At 70.3% G+C, this 13267-nt stretch carries 16 protein-coding genes and 1 tRNA gene; 5 read left to right on the top strand and 12 right to left on the bottom strand.

Features of this window, described 5'->3' with window-relative positions; all coding sequences use genetic code 11:
- Positions 1-12 precede the first annotated feature (12 nt).
- From ACIRSS_RS15470 to ACIRSS_RS15455, 4 genes are all read right to left on the bottom strand, one after another.
- Positions 13-369, bottom strand: coding sequence for a DivIVA domain-containing protein (locus tag ACIRSS_RS15470; protein WP_400895057.1), 357 nt, complete (start codon positions 367-369; stop codon positions 13-15).
- 169 nt (positions 370-538) lie between these two features.
- Positions 539-853, bottom strand: coding sequence for a DivIVA domain-containing protein (locus ACIRSS_RS15465; protein WP_400895054.1), 315 nt, complete (start codon positions 851-853; stop codon positions 539-541).
- A gap of 21 nt (positions 854-874) precedes the next feature.
- Positions 875-1468: an aminoacyl-tRNA hydrolase gene (gene pth / locus ACIRSS_RS15460; RefSeq protein ID WP_400895052.1), complete on the bottom strand. Its 594-nt coding sequence runs from the start codon at positions 1466-1468 to the stop codon at positions 875-877.
- 9 nt (positions 1469-1477) lie between these two features.
- Positions 1478-2086, bottom strand: coding sequence for a 50S ribosomal protein L25/general stress protein Ctc (locus tag ACIRSS_RS15455; protein WP_400895049.1), 609 nt, complete (start codon positions 2084-2086; stop codon positions 1478-1480).
- 344 nt (positions 2087-2430) lie between these two features.
- On the opposite strand from ACIRSS_RS15455, the gene ACIRSS_RS15450 reads away from it, so the two are divergent.
- Together ACIRSS_RS15450 and ACIRSS_RS15445 are read left to right on the top strand one after the other, a co-directional pair.
- On the top strand, positions 2431-3549 hold the full coding sequence (locus ACIRSS_RS15450) for a hypothetical protein (RefSeq protein WP_400895046.1): 1119 nt from the start codon (positions 2431-2433) through the stop codon (positions 3547-3549).
- 98 nt (positions 3550-3647) lie between these two features.
- Positions 3648-4289 (top strand): NAD(P)-dependent oxidoreductase, encoded by a 642-nt coding sequence (locus tag ACIRSS_RS15445; protein WP_400895044.1) that lies wholly within the window; start codon positions 3648-3650, stop codon positions 4287-4289.
- Here the strand turns inward: ACIRSS_RS15445 and ACIRSS_RS15440 are convergent.
- From ACIRSS_RS15440 to ACIRSS_RS15420, 5 genes are all read right to left on the bottom strand, one after another.
- The gene (locus ACIRSS_RS15440) at positions 4283-5212 is read right to left on the bottom strand and encodes a TIGR03621 family F420-dependent LLM class oxidoreductase (protein ID WP_400895042.1); all 930 of its coding nucleotides are present in this window, start codon (positions 5210-5212) and stop codon (positions 4283-4285) included. The two genes, ACIRSS_RS15445 and ACIRSS_RS15440, sit on opposite strands and share 7 nt — an antisense overlap.
- Positions 5213-5272: 60 nt before the next feature.
- Positions 5273-6253 carry a ribose-phosphate diphosphokinase gene (locus ACIRSS_RS15435; RefSeq protein WP_364451495.1) on the bottom strand — a complete coding sequence of 327 codons (981 nt, stop codon included), beginning with the start codon at positions 6251-6253 and terminating at the stop codon, positions 5273-5275.
- On the bottom strand, positions 6250-7722 hold the full coding sequence (glmU, locus tag ACIRSS_RS15430; RefSeq protein ID WP_400895040.1) for a bifunctional UDP-N-acetylglucosamine diphosphorylase/glucosamine-1-phosphate N-acetyltransferase GlmU: 1473 nt from the start codon (positions 7720-7722) through the stop codon (positions 6250-6252). The genes ACIRSS_RS15435 and glmU overlap by 4 nt, the downstream gene beginning before the upstream one ends.
- A gap of 48 nt (positions 7723-7770) precedes the next feature.
- Positions 7771-9525: a diguanylate cyclase domain-containing protein gene (locus ACIRSS_RS15425; protein ID WP_400895038.1), complete on the bottom strand. Its 1755-nt coding sequence runs from the start codon at positions 9523-9525 to the stop codon at positions 7771-7773.
- A 34-nt stretch (positions 9526-9559) separates the two neighbouring features.
- A tRNA-Gln gene (locus tag ACIRSS_RS15420) sits at positions 9560-9631 on the bottom strand.
- Positions 9632-9837: 206 nt separating this feature from the next.
- On the opposite strand from ACIRSS_RS15420, the gene ACIRSS_RS15415 reads away from it, so the two are divergent.
- The 3 genes from ACIRSS_RS15415 (at position 9838) to ACIRSS_RS15405 (ending at position 11986) form a co-directional block, all read left to right on the top strand.
- Entirely contained in the window at positions 9838-10803 is a 966-nt protein-coding gene (locus tag ACIRSS_RS15415; RefSeq protein WP_400895036.1) for an acyl-CoA desaturase, read from the top strand.
- A gap of 188 nt (positions 10804-10991) precedes the next feature.
- Positions 10992-11585 (top strand): TetR/AcrR family transcriptional regulator, encoded by a 594-nt coding sequence (locus ACIRSS_RS15410; RefSeq protein ID WP_286003625.1) that lies wholly within the window; start codon positions 10992-10994, stop codon positions 11583-11585.
- A gap of 29 nt (positions 11586-11614) precedes the next feature.
- Complete coding sequence (locus ACIRSS_RS15405) at positions 11615-11986, top strand: DUF6228 family protein (RefSeq protein ID WP_400895034.1); 372 nt, start codon at positions 11615-11617, stop codon at positions 11984-11986.
- Here the strand turns inward: ACIRSS_RS15405 and ACIRSS_RS15400 are convergent.
- Genes ACIRSS_RS15400 through ACIRSS_RS15390 form a run of 3 tightly spaced genes read right to left on the bottom strand, consistent with a single transcriptional unit; the run spans position 11979 to position 13248 of the window.
- The gene (locus ACIRSS_RS15400; protein WP_400895032.1) at positions 11979-12368 is read right to left on the bottom strand and encodes an NUDIX domain-containing protein; all 390 of its coding nucleotides are present in this window, start codon (positions 12366-12368) and stop codon (positions 11979-11981) included. The two genes, ACIRSS_RS15405 and ACIRSS_RS15400, sit on opposite strands and share 8 nt — an antisense overlap.
- On the bottom strand, positions 12365-12757 hold the full coding sequence (locus ACIRSS_RS15395) for an NUDIX domain-containing protein (protein ID WP_400895030.1): 393 nt from the start codon (positions 12755-12757) through the stop codon (positions 12365-12367). Before ACIRSS_RS15395 ends, ACIRSS_RS15400 begins: the two co-directional genes overlap by 4 nt.
- Positions 12754-13248, bottom strand: a complete 495-nt coding sequence (locus ACIRSS_RS15390; RefSeq protein ID WP_400895027.1) for an isochorismatase family protein — start codon at positions 13246-13248, stop codon at positions 12754-12756. Before ACIRSS_RS15390 ends, ACIRSS_RS15395 begins: the two co-directional genes overlap by 4 nt.
- Positions 13249-13267 lie beyond the last annotated feature (19 nt).

Here is a 13267-nt window from a genome sequence, read left to right as displayed (position 1 = left end):
CGCCGGGAGTGGTCAGCGTTGCTGGAGGCGCTCCGCCCGGAGGGTCGGCGGGGTGGCGCGCTCGGCCGTGGCTTCGTCGGACGTGCGGGCGCCGGGGAGGTCCGGGGCGTGGCCCGTGCGCGCCGCGAGCTGGTCTTCCACGGTGTCGAGGAACTCGTCGACCTCGCGTTCGTCGTAGCCGCGCTTGCCGATCAGCGGCTTCGCGAACACCACGTGGTGCACTTCGGCGGCGGTCAGGTCGTCCTCCTCGGCGAACGTCTTGGCGATGCGCCGGACGAACTCGTCGACCTCGTGCTTGGCGTAGCCACGACGGCCGATCGGGGCGTTACCGAAGGTGACCTCGGCGAGGTCTTCGGCGGTGAACGACATGCAACTCTCCGATTCCGGGGTTGGGCGGTGCGAACTGCCGTACACCGTCCTAACCCGCGGACGGGCTCCCCCGGAAGGGTCGGACCCCGAAGCTCACCCCGACGGGCGGTCGCCGTCCGCCTGTGAGTGAGCCGGGGTTACGCAGCGCTGTGTGGCCGGACTCACACCGTCACGAGCGGCCGAACCACTTCCGCGGACCCTGCGGGCGCGCCTCCTCGACCGCCGGACGCGGGTTGCGCAGCGCCACCAGCGCCGCCTCGGCCTCGTCGAGGAACAGGTCGACTTGGGCCTGGTCGTACGCGCGCATGCCGACCGGCATGATCGTGAACTCGACGTAGTGGATGTCGTCGGCCGTCAGGATGTTGCGGCCGGACAGCGCCTCGGCGATCAGGTCGAGGAACGCGTCGACCTCGTCCTCGTTGTAGCCGCGCCGGCCGAAGCGGGGTTTGCCGAACGCGATCGCCCGGACTTCGTCAGGGGTCATGGGATTACCTTGCCACCGATGTCAGCCCGCATGGAAGGCGTTCTGCGCGGCCGCGAGACCGGTGCCGACCAGCGCCTCGGTCGCGTCCGCGCAGCGGTCCACCTCGAACGGGAGCTCCTTGCGCTCGACCGTCGAGAAGTCCTTCAGGACGAAGTCGGCCGGGTCCTGGCGGCCGGGCGGGCGGCCGATGCCGAACCGGACCCGGTAGTAGTCGCGGGTGCCGAGCGACTTCGTGATCGAGCGGAGGCCGTTGTGGCCGTTGTCGCCGCCGCCGAACTTCAGCTTCAGGGCGCCGAAGTCGACGTCCAGCTCGTCGTGCACCACGACGATCCCGGTCGGCGGCACCTTGTAGAACCGCGCCGCGCCGACCACCGGGCCGCCGGAGAGGTTCATGTACGACCGCGGCTTCACCAGCACCACGCGGCGGCCGCCCAGGCGCCCTTCGAGCACCTCGCCGCCGCTCTTGTGCGTCTTGAACTTGCCCCCGATGCGGGTGGCGAGCTCGTCCAGCACCATGAAACCGACGTTGTGCCGGTTTCCGGCGTACTGGGGTCCGGGATTGCCGAGGCCGGCGAGCAGGATCAGCTCGCCGGCCCCAGGCAGGTCTTCGGTCATGCGGAAATGTTATTCGGCGGCTTCGGCCGACTCGTCGCCCGCTTCGGTAGCGGCGTCTTCGTCGTCGGCCTCTTCACGCTGCGGCTCGTTGACGGCGACGACCAGCGCCTCCGGGTCGGTGACCAGGGTGGCGCCCTGGGGCAGCTCGACCTGGCCGGCCAGGACCTGGCTGCCGATCTCGAGGCCCTCGATGGAGACCTCGAACTGCTCCGGGATGTGCAGCGCCTCGACCTCGACCTGCAGGGTGTCGACGTCCTGGTTGACCAGGCCGCCGGGGCCGGGGGTGCCGGAGACGACGACCGGGACGTCGACGACGATCTTCTCGCCGCGCTTCACGACCAGCAGGTCGACGTGCTCGATGTAGTTCTTCAGCGGGTGCACGACGATCGTCTTCGTCAGCGCGAGCTCGTCGGAGCCCTCGATGGCGAGGGTGATGACGGCGTTGGAGCCGTTCTCGCGGACGACGCGGGCGAACTCGATCGCCGGCAGCGCGAAGTGCCGCGGGTCCGAGCCGTGGCCGTACAGCACGGCGGGGATCTTGCCGGCGCGACGCGTGCGACGCGCGGCGCCCTTGCCGAACTCGGTGCGCGGCTCGACGGACAGACGTACCTCGGACACGGTGTGGCACTCCTTCAAATCACGAACATGGTGCGGGAGACAGCATGCTGCGGCGGGGATGCTTGCGTTGTTCTGTTCAGGCGGTTGCGGCGGCGAGTTTCAGGCGTGCACGACAGCCGGGGCTACTCGAGCCGCCGCGTCGATCACGCCGGGCACCCATGACGGGCCCCGCCTCGCCGAGACAACCTCAAGAGTGTAAACCAACCTCATCACGGTGGGTTGCGGCGGGGGCCCGGCCCAGGCTAGAACCCTCCTGAACCCCGGTGCGTGACGACACAAATCCGGTGGCGGGACTTCACCGGCCGAGGTGTCCTCGGGTACAGCGGGAGAGCAGGGGGCGGAAGATGCGGGCTCGACGGGCCACGACGGCGGCGGCGGTGCTGCTGCTGGGCGGACTGCTGGCCGGCTGCCAGGTGGCGGTCCCCGGCACCGCCGGCGTCTCCGCCGCCGGGCAGCAGACGGCCGACCGGCGCGCCGAGCAGCGCACCGCGGTCGAAGCCGCCCTCACCGCCCTGGGGCAGGCGCCCGCGCTCGCCCTGAAGTCGGCGGTCAACGGCGCGGACCAGCAGTTCCGGGTCACCCGCGGCGGCACCGCCCTCGGCGGGCTGCCGCTGGAGGGCCGCGTCGTCCAGGTGACCGCCGCCGCGGGCCAGTTCTACCTGCAGGCCGACGCCGACTACTGGAAGGCGCACGCCATCGACGAGGGCACGCAGTTCGGCACGAGCTGGGTGCGTTCGCTCGGCTCCGAGCTGCCCCTCGACCCCGCCGCGCGGTTCGCCCCGCGGGCGCTGGCCGACGGCCTGCGCAAGGCGTTGGCCGGCCTCGACCGGCTGAGCGACCCGGTCAAGGCGAAGCTCCCGGACGGCACCGAGGTCTACCAGCTCGGCGCCGCGCCCAGCGTCCTGCGCGTCACGACGGCCAAGCCGAACCGGGTCGTCAGCTTCGCCCCGGCGCTGCTCGACCCGCAGGCCGGGCCGAAGTTCGGCGCCGAGTTCCGCGTCGACCCGCTCGCCGGCGACGCGCTCAAGGCGTTCCACACCGACCTCGACAACACCGTCGGCGGGCTGGGCCAGCCGTTCGAAGGCCTGGTCCAGGCCAGTGCCGTCGTCACGAACGACAACCTCGACTGCAAGGACTTCGTCGGCTCGTGCACAACGACCGTCGACGTCTCCAACAGCGTGGTCGGCTCGCCGTCCGGGGGCGGCAAGAGCGTCGTGCACATCAACCTCTCGGTCGAGGTGAGCGCCGACTCGCTCGGTGCGCAGACCTGCACGGCGGCGGCCGACGCCGAGCCGTACGCCACGGTCAAGATGTCCTGCACGGTCAAGTTCAAGCTGCCGAACCGCACGGCGAGCTACCAGGTCCTGTCCAAGCCGAACGCGACCGCGGAGGTCCGCGCGGCCCTCGACGTCAACGCCGTGAAGCAGCAGGTCGCGGCGGAGTTCGCCGGCCTGGGCGGCTGAGCTGGACACCTACCCGGGGGTGCGTTGCTCCCGTTGAAGTAGGCGATCTTCCGTTCCTACCATCGGCTGCGTACAGCCGAACCGAACGGAGAAAAGACATGGCCAAGCTGGTGGTTTTCGGGGGGACCGGGTACGCCGGGGGCAAGATCGGCGCCGAGGCGGTGCGCCGCGGGCACGAGGTGGTCGGCGTCGCGCGCAACCCGGGTTCGGCGCCCGAAGGCGTCGACGAGCGGCAGGGTTCGCTGCACGACGAGGAGTTCGTGGCGGGGCTCGCGAAGGACGCCGACGTCTTCGTGGTCGCCACCCCGGCGCGTGCGATCGACGGCAAGAAGCTGATCGACGCCGTGCCGTCGCTGGCCCGGATCGCGCGCGAGAACGGCGTCCGGCTGTCGTTCGTGGGTGGCGCGGCGAGCCTGCTGGTCGCCGAGGGCGGCCCGCGGCTGTTCGACACCCCGGAGTTCCCGGACGAGTACAAGGACGAGGCCGGCAGCCACGCCGAGGTGCTCGGCCTGCTGCGCGAGCAGCCCGAGGACCTCGACTGGTTCTACGTCAGCCCCGCCGCCGAGTTCGGCGCCTGGACCCCCGGCGAGCGCAAGGGCGAGTTCCGCCTCGGCGGCGACGTCCTGGTGACCGACGAGAACGGCAAGTCGCACATCGGCGGCGACGACTTCGCGATCGCGTACGTCGACGAGATCGAGCAGCCGAAGCACCGCCGCGCGCGCTTCACCGTCGCTTACTGACGGCTTTCGGGGGTCCGGGTGGCGGAGCCCCCGGCCCGAGGCGAAGCCTCGGTTGAACACTGAAGCTCTTTCAGCACGGGCGCGAACGTCTCGAGGTTCGGCTCGAAGACCGTGATGTACGAGAAGCCGTAGCGCTCGCGCCGCTGTTCGAGCTGCCCGGCGATCTCCTCGACCGTGCCCAGCAGGAGCTGGGGCGCGTCGAGGAGCTCCCGGGCGTCGGCGACGGCGCTGCGCTCGGTCAGCTCGTGCCACGCCGCGGCGGCTCGGTCTCGGTCGTCGGTGACCTCGACGTGCTGGACCAGCATGTTGTACTCGACCTCGCGGCCGGTCTTGGACCGGAAGAACCGCACCCGTTCGTCCATCGCCTCGGCGTTGTCGAGCTTGAAGGTGCCCGGCGGCTTCCCGGGCTGCTGCCGGAGCCCGGCGAACCCGACGACGTCCGCGTGCTCGGCGGCCAGCTCCAGGACGCCGTCGCTGTTGCCCGCGATGAGCAGCCGCGGGTGGTCGATGCCCTCGTCCTCGAAGTGTTTCCGCAGGTGGCCGAGGCTCTCTTCGAGGTAGGCGATGCGTTCGGACGCCTTGTGCCACGGCAGCCCGGCGGCGTCGAACTCGGCTTTCATGTGCCCGGCGCCGAGGCCGAGGTCGAGGCGGCCGTCGAGCAGCGCGGCCGTCGAGGACGCTTCGCGTGCGAAGAGCGCGAGGTTGTAGAAGGGCACATTGGACACGAGGGTGCCCAGCCGCGGCCGTTCGGTGACGGCGGCCGCCATGGCCAGCACCGGGAACGGCGCGAACCGGCCGGTGCCGAGGTGGTCGGGCACGGTGATGACGTCGTAGCCGAGCTCTTCGGCCCGCCGGCACTTGGCGATCCAGGCGTCCCGGCTGCCGATCTCGCGGAAGCTGACGCCGAACTTGAAGTTCCCCATGCCGGCGACGCTAGCGCCGGGAACCGCCGCCGGGCGCGGAGTTCGCGCCCGGCGGACGGATCAGGCGTTGCCGTCGAAGAGGGACGTCACCGAGCCGTCTTCGAAGACCTGCTGGATGGCTTCGGCCAGCATCGGCGCGATCGACAGGACCGTCAGCCCCTCGAAGCGCTTCTCCTCCGGGATCGGCAGCGAGTTCGTCACGATGACCTCGCGCGCCTTGCACTGCGAAAGCCGCTCGGTCGCAGGGTCGGACAGGATGCCGTGGGTCGTCGCGATGACGACGTCGGCCGCGCCCTCGTCGATCAGGGCCTCGGTGGCCTTCACGATCGTGCCGCCGGTGTCGATCATGTCGTCGATCAGCACGCAGAGCTTGCCCTCGACCTTGCCGACCACGCGGTTGGCGACGGCCTGGTTCGGCTTGTCCGGGTCGCGCGTCTTGTGGATGAACGCGATCGGCCGGTCGCCCAGCGTCTGCGCCCACTTCTCGGCCAGCCGCACGCGGCCCGAGTCCGGCGAGACGACGGTGATGTCGGCGTCGCCGTAGGTCTTCTTGATGTGGTCGGCCAGCACGGTCTGCGCCATCAGGTGGTCGACCGGGCCGTCGAAGAAGCCCTGGATCTGCGCGGTGTGCAGGTCGACGGTCATGATCCGGTCGGCGCCCGCGGTCTTGAACAGGTCCGCGATCAGCCGCGCCGAGATCGGCTCGCGGCCCTTGTGCTTCTTGTCCTGGCGCGCGTACGGGTAGAACGGCATCACCACGGTGATCCGCTTCGCGCTCGCCCGCTTGAGCGCGTCCACCATGATCAGCTGCTCCATCACGTACTCGTTGATGGGCGTGGTGTGCGCCTGGATGACGAAGGCGTCGGTGCCGCGCACGGACTCCTCGAAGCGGACGAACAGCTCGCCGTTGGCGAACGTGTGCGCCGTCTGCGGGGTGATCGTCACGTTGAGGTGCTTGGCGACCTCTTCGGCGAGCTCCTGGTGCGCCCGTCCGGAGAAGAGCATCAAGTTCTTCTTCGGCGTACCTGACTTCGGACTCATGCTGGCGACTCCCCGTCGGTTCCTGCTGCTGACTCGGCGTCGAGCGCGGCCTGGGCCGCTTCCGCCGCGGGCGTACCCGGCCTGCGCCGGATCGCCCAGCCTTCGATGTTGCGCTGCGGCGGTGCCGACACCGCGAGTGTGCCCGGCGGGACGTCCTCGCGGATCACGGCACCCGCTCCACTGTAAGCGCCGTCACCGACCTGCACCGGAGCGACGAACGTGTTGTCCGCCCCCATCCGGACATACGACCCGATAACGGTCCGGTGCTTGTTCACCCCGTCGTAGTTCACGAACACGCTGGAGCAGCCGATGTTGCTGTGCTCGCCGATCGTGGCGTCACCGACGTAGGTCAGGTGCGGCACCTTCGTGCCGGCGCCGATGTCGGCGGACTTCGTCTCGACGAACGCGCCGAGCTTGCCCTTCTCACCCAGCTTCGTGCCGGGCCGCAGGTAGGTGAACGGGCCGACGTTGACGCCGTCGCCCAGCTCCGAGTCGGAGCCGTGGACGCGCACCACGGAGGCGCGGGCGCCGATGGTCATGTTCGTCAGGGTGCTGTCCGGCCCGACCGTCGTGCCTTCGCCGACCGACGTCGTGCCCTTGAGCTGCACGCCGGGCTCGATGACGACGTCGCGCGACAGCGTCACGCCCGCGTCGATCCAGGTCGTGGCCGGGTCGACGACCGTGACGCCCTCGCGCTGCCAGCGCTGCACGATCCGGCGGTTGAGCTCGGCGCCGAGCACCGACAGCTGGACGCGGTCGTTGACGCCCTCGGTCAGCCACGGGTCGTCGACGACGAGCGCGCCGACGTGCAGGCCGTCGCCGTTCGCGATGCCCAGGACGTCGGTGAGGTAGAGCTCGCCCTGCGCGTTGTCGGTCGAGAGGCGCGAAAGGCCGTCGCGCAGGACAGCGGCGTCGAAGGCGTAGACGCCCGAGTTGATCTCGGTGATCTCCGCCTGCTCCGGGGTGGCGTCCTTGTGCTCGACGATCCCGGTGACCTTGCCGGTGCCGTCGCGCACGATGCGGCCGTAGCCGCTCGGGTCGGCGACGACGGCGGTGAGCACGGTGACCGCGTTCTTCGCCTCGGTGTGCTCGTCGAGCAGCGCGCGCAGGGTCGCCGTGTCGAGCAGCGGGACGTCGCCGTAGCTGACGATCACCGTACCGGTGAGGTCGGCGGGCAGGGTCGCCAGCGCGCAGGACACGGCGTGGCCGGTGCCCTTCTGCTCTTCCTGCACGGCGGTGCCGACCGCGCGCCCGAGGGCGTCCCCGACCCGCGCGAGGTGCTCTCCGACCGCTTCGCGGCCGTGGCCGGTGACGACCACGAGGTGCTCGGGACCCAGGCCGGCGGCGGCCCGGACGGCGTGCTCCACGAGGGGCCGCCCGGCGATCGGGTGCAGCACCTTCGGGGTCGCGGATCGCATGCGGGTGCCCTCACCCGCGGCGAGGATCAACGTGCTCAGCGGGCCGGTCAACGGCGCTCCCAACGGTTACCAAAAAATGGCTTCTGTCGGGCACCGATCCTAACTGTGGTCTTCGGCGTCCCACGCGGGGTCGGTCGGTGGGGCCTCGCCGGCCCACGCGGCGGCCGGGTCGGCGGCCATCGAGTTGGCCGACGCCACCTGGTTGCCGCCGCCGCGTTTCGCCTGGTACATGGCCGCGTCCGCGCGTGCCAGCACCTGCTCGCCGCGCTCCTGCGGCCGCAGCGAGACGAGCCCGATGGACAGCGTGACGCCGTGCGAGAGGTGGTGCGGCAGGTTCGCGACGGACTTGACCGCGCGGCCGAGCGCCATCTTCGCCGCGGACGCCGGCGTGCCCGGCAGCAGGACGATGAACTCGTCGCCGCCGTAGCGCGCCACGAGGTCGTCACCGCGCAGCGCGTCGCGCAGCGTGCTCGCGACGACGCGCAGGACGTTGTCGCCCTCGGCGTGGGACTGCTTGTCGTTGACGCCCTTGAAGCCGTCGAGGTCGACCAGCGCGACCGCGAGGGGCTGCGCGTCCGCCGACGACGCCAGCTGGCGCAGCTTCTCGTCCAGCGCGCGCCGGTTCGGCAGGCCGGTGAGCGGGTCCTGCAGCGCCTGCTGGGTGATCGCGCCGTGCTCGGCGGAAAGCCGTTCGTGCTCGCGGCGGGCGTTCAGCGTGGCGATCTGCGACTCGCGCAGGCTCCACATCTCGTTCTCGAGGCGCCTCGCGTAGTCGATGAGCGACTCGCTGGCGCCGGACGCGTAGTCCGGGCTGGTGTCGAGCCGGGCCAGCTCACGCGCGATGTTGAGCCGCATCGACGGCTGCGAGGTGTCGTCGGTCAGCGACTCGCGGGCGTGCCGCAGCACGTCGAGGGCGTCTTCGCGGCGGCCCGCCTTGTCCAGGCAGCGGGCCAGCGCGATGGCGACGATCTCGCGTTCACCCGGGTAGCCGGTGCCTTCGTGCAGCTCCCGGAGCCGGTCGATCTGGTCGGGGCTCGGGCTGTGCAGCGCCTGCGCCGCGGCGAGGACGCCGACCTGGTCGGCGGCCGGGACGTTCGCGCGGCGCGGGAACAGCGACTCGGTGAAGGGACCCTCGGCGGCCAGCGCCATGGAGGCGGCGGTGCGGAACTTCTCGGCGCTCTCGTCGTACTCGTCGATGCGCTCGAGCCGCAGGCCCCAGCCCAGCAGCATCTTGACGCGGTTCATCAGCTGCAGCGTGATCTCGTGCGGGCTCGCGCTCTCGCGGATCGCGCTGGCGGCGCGGCCGATGACCTCCTCGGCGGCTTCGTACACGCCGAGCTGGTTCAGCACGATCCAGCAGTCGTTCAGCGCCGACCACAGCATCCGGTTCCACTGGCGGATGCCGACCTGCCGGTTCGGGATCGCGGAGTCGTCGAGGATGGCCAGCGCGCGGGCGATCTCGGTGAGCGCGGGGTCCTCCTGCGAGGCGATGACCAGCCGGCGGCCGCGCAGCGCGTGCGCGTCGGCCCGCAGCAGGGCGAGGCCGTGCCGTCGGGTGTGCGCGAGCATCTCGTCGAGCCGCGGTTCGGCCTCGGCCGCCAAGCCCCTGGTGATCAGCCGGGCGATCGCGGACGCGCGCAGCAGCTGCGCGACCATCGTCGGCTCGCCGCGGCGCTGGGTCTCGTCGAGCAGCTCGTCCATCAGTTCGACGATCTGCAGCTGCTGGGTGTACTCCTGCCGCTGGACCGCGGCGATGAGCTCCCGCGCGCGCCCGACGAGCCAGGCGTCGGACATCTCGGCCAGCGCGGGACGCCTGGCCGCACCGGGGTCGGTCGCCTCGTCGGTCAGCGCCAACCTCCCGGTCTCGTGGGTTCGGGTCCTTCTGCTGCTCCGCCGCCAGGATTCGAACCTGAACTGTCAGAACCAAAATCTGAAGTGCTGCCGATTACACTACGGCGGATCGAACCTGGTCAGGATAGCGACGATCGGGTGTCGTCCGCGCGGGGGATGCGTTACGCGGCTGTCCGCCGGGTATCCCCCTACGAAGGATCGGTGTGAGGTTCAGGCTCTCCCCAGCCGCCGAAACCTCCTGTACCGTAACTTACGGCATCGTAGGTTAGGGCACCCTACGTCTTAGGGTAGCCCGCGTAGGGAGAAGTGAAGCGTATGACGGCCACGCTCGACCGTTCTCAGCCCACCGGGGAGCCTTCGGCCCCCAAGGGGCCCAAACCCGTCACCGAAGGCACGCGCGGCATCGGCGTGCAACTGTCGGTCTACTTCGGCGTGATCGCGCCGCTGGTGGCACTGCTGGTCGCGGTGCCCTTCGCCTGGGGCTGGGGACTGAGCTGGGTCGACGTCGCCATCTTCGTCGTCTTCTACGCGATCAGCGGGCTCGGCATCACCGTGTCGTACCACCGCTACTTCACGCACGGCTCGTTCAAGGCCAAGCCGTGGCTGCGCGTGCTCATGGCCATCGCGGGCAGCATCGCCCTGCAGGGCCCGGTGATCACCTGGGTCGCCGACCACCGCCGCCACCACGCGTTCTCCGACCGCGACGGCGACCCGCACTCGCCGTGGGCGTTCGGCACCTCGCCGTGGGCCATCGCGAAGGGCTTCTGGCACGCCCACATGGGCTGGCTGTTCGAGCGCGACCAGACCAACGCCGAGCGCTTCGCGCCGGACCTGGTCAAGGACCCGGCGATCAAGAAGGTCGACGACCTGTTCTGGCTCTGGTCGCTGGTCAGCCTGCTGCTGCCGGCGCTGCTGGGCGGGCTGATCTCGTGGTCGCTGTGGGGCGCGGTCACCGCGTTCTTCTGGGCCGGGCTGGTGCGCATCTGCGTGCTGCACCACGTGACGTGGTCGGTCAACTCGATCTGCCACATGATCGGCGAGCGCCCCTTCGCGGCGCGCGACAAGTCGGCGAACTTCTGGCCCCTGGCGATCTTTTCGTTCGGTGAGTCGTGGCACAACCTGCACCACGCGGACCCGACGTCCGCGCGTCACGGCGTGAAGCGCGGCCAGATCGACATCTCCGCGCGGCTGATCTGGATCTTCGAAAAGTTCGGCTGGGTGCACGACGTGCGTTGGCCGACTCCGCAGCGGTTGGCCCGTATCGCGACGGAAAAGGGCTAGTCTGAGGCTTATTCTGGTTAGGCCGCCGCCGCCCACGCGCACAGCCTGTGGTCAGGGCAAACGTCGTGCGGCGGCCGACGGCTGAATAAGTCTCACTGTAGGCTGCCCCGATGGCGGGGAGACGACGTTCTAAGCGGGAACAGCAGGTCACCGGGGCGCGTCCGGTCGCCCCGGTGACGCGCGTCCGGATGACCGGCAGCGAGCGGCGTCAGCAGTTGTTGAACGTGGCGCGGGCGTTGTTCGCCGAGAAGGGTTTCGACGGCACGTCGATCGAGGAGATCGCGCACCGCGCCAACGTGTCGAAACCCGTGGTGTACGAACACTTCGGCGGCAAAGAGGGCATCTACGCAGTGGTCGTCGACCGCGAAACGCAGCTGTTGCTGGACCGCATGGTCTCGACCCTGCACGGCGGCCACCCCCGCGTGATGCTCGAACAGGCGGCGACGGCGTTGCTGTCGTACGTCGAGGATTCCCACGACGGGTTCCGGATCCTGGTGCGGGATTCGCCGGTGGCGAGTTCGACGGGGACGTTCTCGACGGTGCTGAACGACATCGCGAGCCAGGTGGAGCACATCCTGGCTCAGCAGTTCGCGGCGCGCGGGTATGACGAGAAGCTGGCGGCGTTGTACGCGCAGGCGTTGGTGGGGATGGTCGCGTTGACCGGGCAGTGGTGGCTGGACGCGCGGAAGCCGAAGCGGGACGAAGTCGCGGCTCACCTGGTGAATCTGGCTTGGAACGGGTTGTCGCACTTGGAGCACAAGCCGAAGCTCCGGCTGGGGTGAGCGTTTCCTGCGGGGGACCGGGCGTACTGGTGACCCTCGCGGACCTCGGCCGTTTGGACGGCGACGTCGTGTATTTCGCGGCCCGGGCGGAAGGCGGCGGCATGAGCACCGCGGTCAGCGTCGAGACCCTCCACGGCGACGGCCTCGAAACTTTCGCCGCCGGCCTCGAAAGCGACTTCCGCGGCTGGCCGGGCGAGCGGGTGTGGAAGTCGTTCCGCGGCGACCTCGAACTCCACGCGACGCACGGTGGCCGGTCCGTGGAGCTGGCGTGGACGTTGCACGGCCTCGAACCGGCCGGCGGCGGGGCGCGTCCGTGGTCCTGCACCGTCCGGACCTTCGTCACGCCGGGCGAAGAGCTGCGCCGGTTCAGTGCGGACGTCGCTGGGTTCCTCGCTACTTGAGCCGGCCGGTCTCGTGGAGGTGGTCGAAGATGATCTTGTCCACCGCCGACACCCGATCCCGGTCCGCGTACGTCAGCCAAACGACTTCTTCGATCTCGCTGCTGGCGGCCAACGTTCCGGCGTACTCCGCCGTGTAGCAGGTCATCCGGACGAGCGTGCACGCGTGGCCGTGCGCCTCCGCCTCGAACACCCCCGCCGGCGCGATCGACTCCTCCTTGATCGTCACGTCGAGTTCCTCGCGGATCTCGCGCACCAGCGTCTCGGCGTCCGTCTCGCCCGGCTCGCGTTTGCCGCCCGGGAGGTAGTACACCTCCTTGCCGCGCGAGCGCGTGCTCAGGATTCGGCCGTCGGCCAGGTGCAGCCACGCGATCTTGTCGATCACCGCAGCGCGCCGGCCTCGTGGAGGTGGTCGAAGATCAGCTGCGCCACCAGCGATACCCGCGGCCGGTCCTCGTAACCGAGCCACGCGATCTCCTCGATCTCGCTGCTCGCGCGCAACGTCCCGCGGTACTCCGCCGTGTAAGCAGTCGTGCGGACCAGCGTTCCCGACGCGCGACCGTGCGCCTGGCCCTCGAACTCGCCCGCCGGCGCGATCGTCGACGGCGTGATCTCCACGTCCAGCTCTTCGCGGATCTCGCGCACCAGCGTCTCGGCGTCCGTCTCGCCCGGCTCGCGTTTGCCGCCCGGCAGGTAGAACTTGTCCTTGCCCCGGGAGCGCGCCGCCAGGACCCGGCCGTCCGAGACTTCGATCCACGCCACCTTGTCGATCACGCCAGGACCTCGTCCGTCGTCAGCACCGCACCCAAGCGCGGGAAGATCTTCGTGATCGCGTTCTCGTGCGAGATGTCGGACAGCGCCGTCATCGCGTCGGACACCGCCACCGTGTCGTAGCCGTGGTCGGACGCCGCGCGCAGCGTCGACTCCACGCCGAACTCCGTCGCGATCCCGCCGAAGTACACCGTCCGGACGCCCTTGCCGCGGAGGAATTCGTCGAGGTCGGTGTTCGCGAAGCCGCCGATCGCGTACTTCGTGACGATCTTGTCGTCCTGCGCGTCGAACACCAGCTCGTTGCCCGGCGGGTTGTCCGGCCGCGACACCTTGACGATCACCACCGGCGCCCCGGCCTCGCGGAACGCCGTCCGCAGTCGCAGCGCGTTCGCGACGACGTCCTCGCCGGAGTGGGGCGTGGTCGGCAGCGCGACGATCCGCGCCTGCAGGTCGACGAGCACGAGCGCGGACGTGGCCGGGTCGATCTTGGTCATGGCCCGATCCTAGGCACTA

It is taken from the genome of Amycolatopsis sp. NPDC101161, from assembly GCF_044768185.1.
Classification (GTDB): Bacteria; Actinomycetota; Actinomycetes; order Mycobacteriales; family Pseudonocardiaceae; genus Amycolatopsis.
Note: the sequence above shows the minus strand (reverse complement) of the source record. Positions and strands in the feature narration are given on the sequence as shown.

Coding starts and splice junctions, on each gene's coding strand:
- ACIRSS_RS15470 (WP_400895057.1), bottom strand. CDS start 369: ATGTCGTTCACCGCCGAAGACCTCGCCGAGGTCACCTTCGGTAACGCC.
- ACIRSS_RS15465 (WP_400895054.1), bottom strand. CDS start 853: ATGACCCCTGACGAAGTCCGGGCGATCGCGTTCGGCAAACCCCGCTTC.
- pth (WP_400895052.1), bottom strand. CDS start 1,468: ATGACCGAAGACCTGCCTGGGGCCGGCGAGCTGATCCTGCTCGCCGGC.
- ACIRSS_RS15450 (WP_400895046.1), top strand. CDS start 2,431: ATGCGGGCTCGACGGGCCACGACGGCGGCGGCGGTGCTGCTGCTGGGC.
- ACIRSS_RS15445 (WP_400895044.1), top strand. CDS start 3,648: ATGGCCAAGCTGGTGGTTTTCGGGGGGACCGGGTACGCCGGGGGCAAG.
- ACIRSS_RS15440 (WP_400895042.1), bottom strand. CDS start 5,212: ATGGGGAACTTCAAGTTCGGCGTCAGCTTCCGCGAGATCGGCAGCCGG.
- ACIRSS_RS15435 (WP_364451495.1), bottom strand. CDS start 6,253: ATGAGTCCGAAGTCAGGTACGCCGAAGAAGAACTTGATGCTCTTCTCC.
- ACIRSS_RS15415 (WP_400895036.1), top strand. CDS start 9,838: ATGACGGCCACGCTCGACCGTTCTCAGCCCACCGGGGAGCCTTCGGCC.
- ACIRSS_RS15410 (WP_286003625.1), top strand. CDS start 10,992: ATGACCGGCAGCGAGCGGCGTCAGCAGTTGTTGAACGTGGCGCGGGCG.
- ACIRSS_RS15390 (WP_400895027.1), bottom strand. CDS start 13,248: ATGACCAAGATCGACCCGGCCACGTCCGCGCTCGTGCTCGTCGACCTG.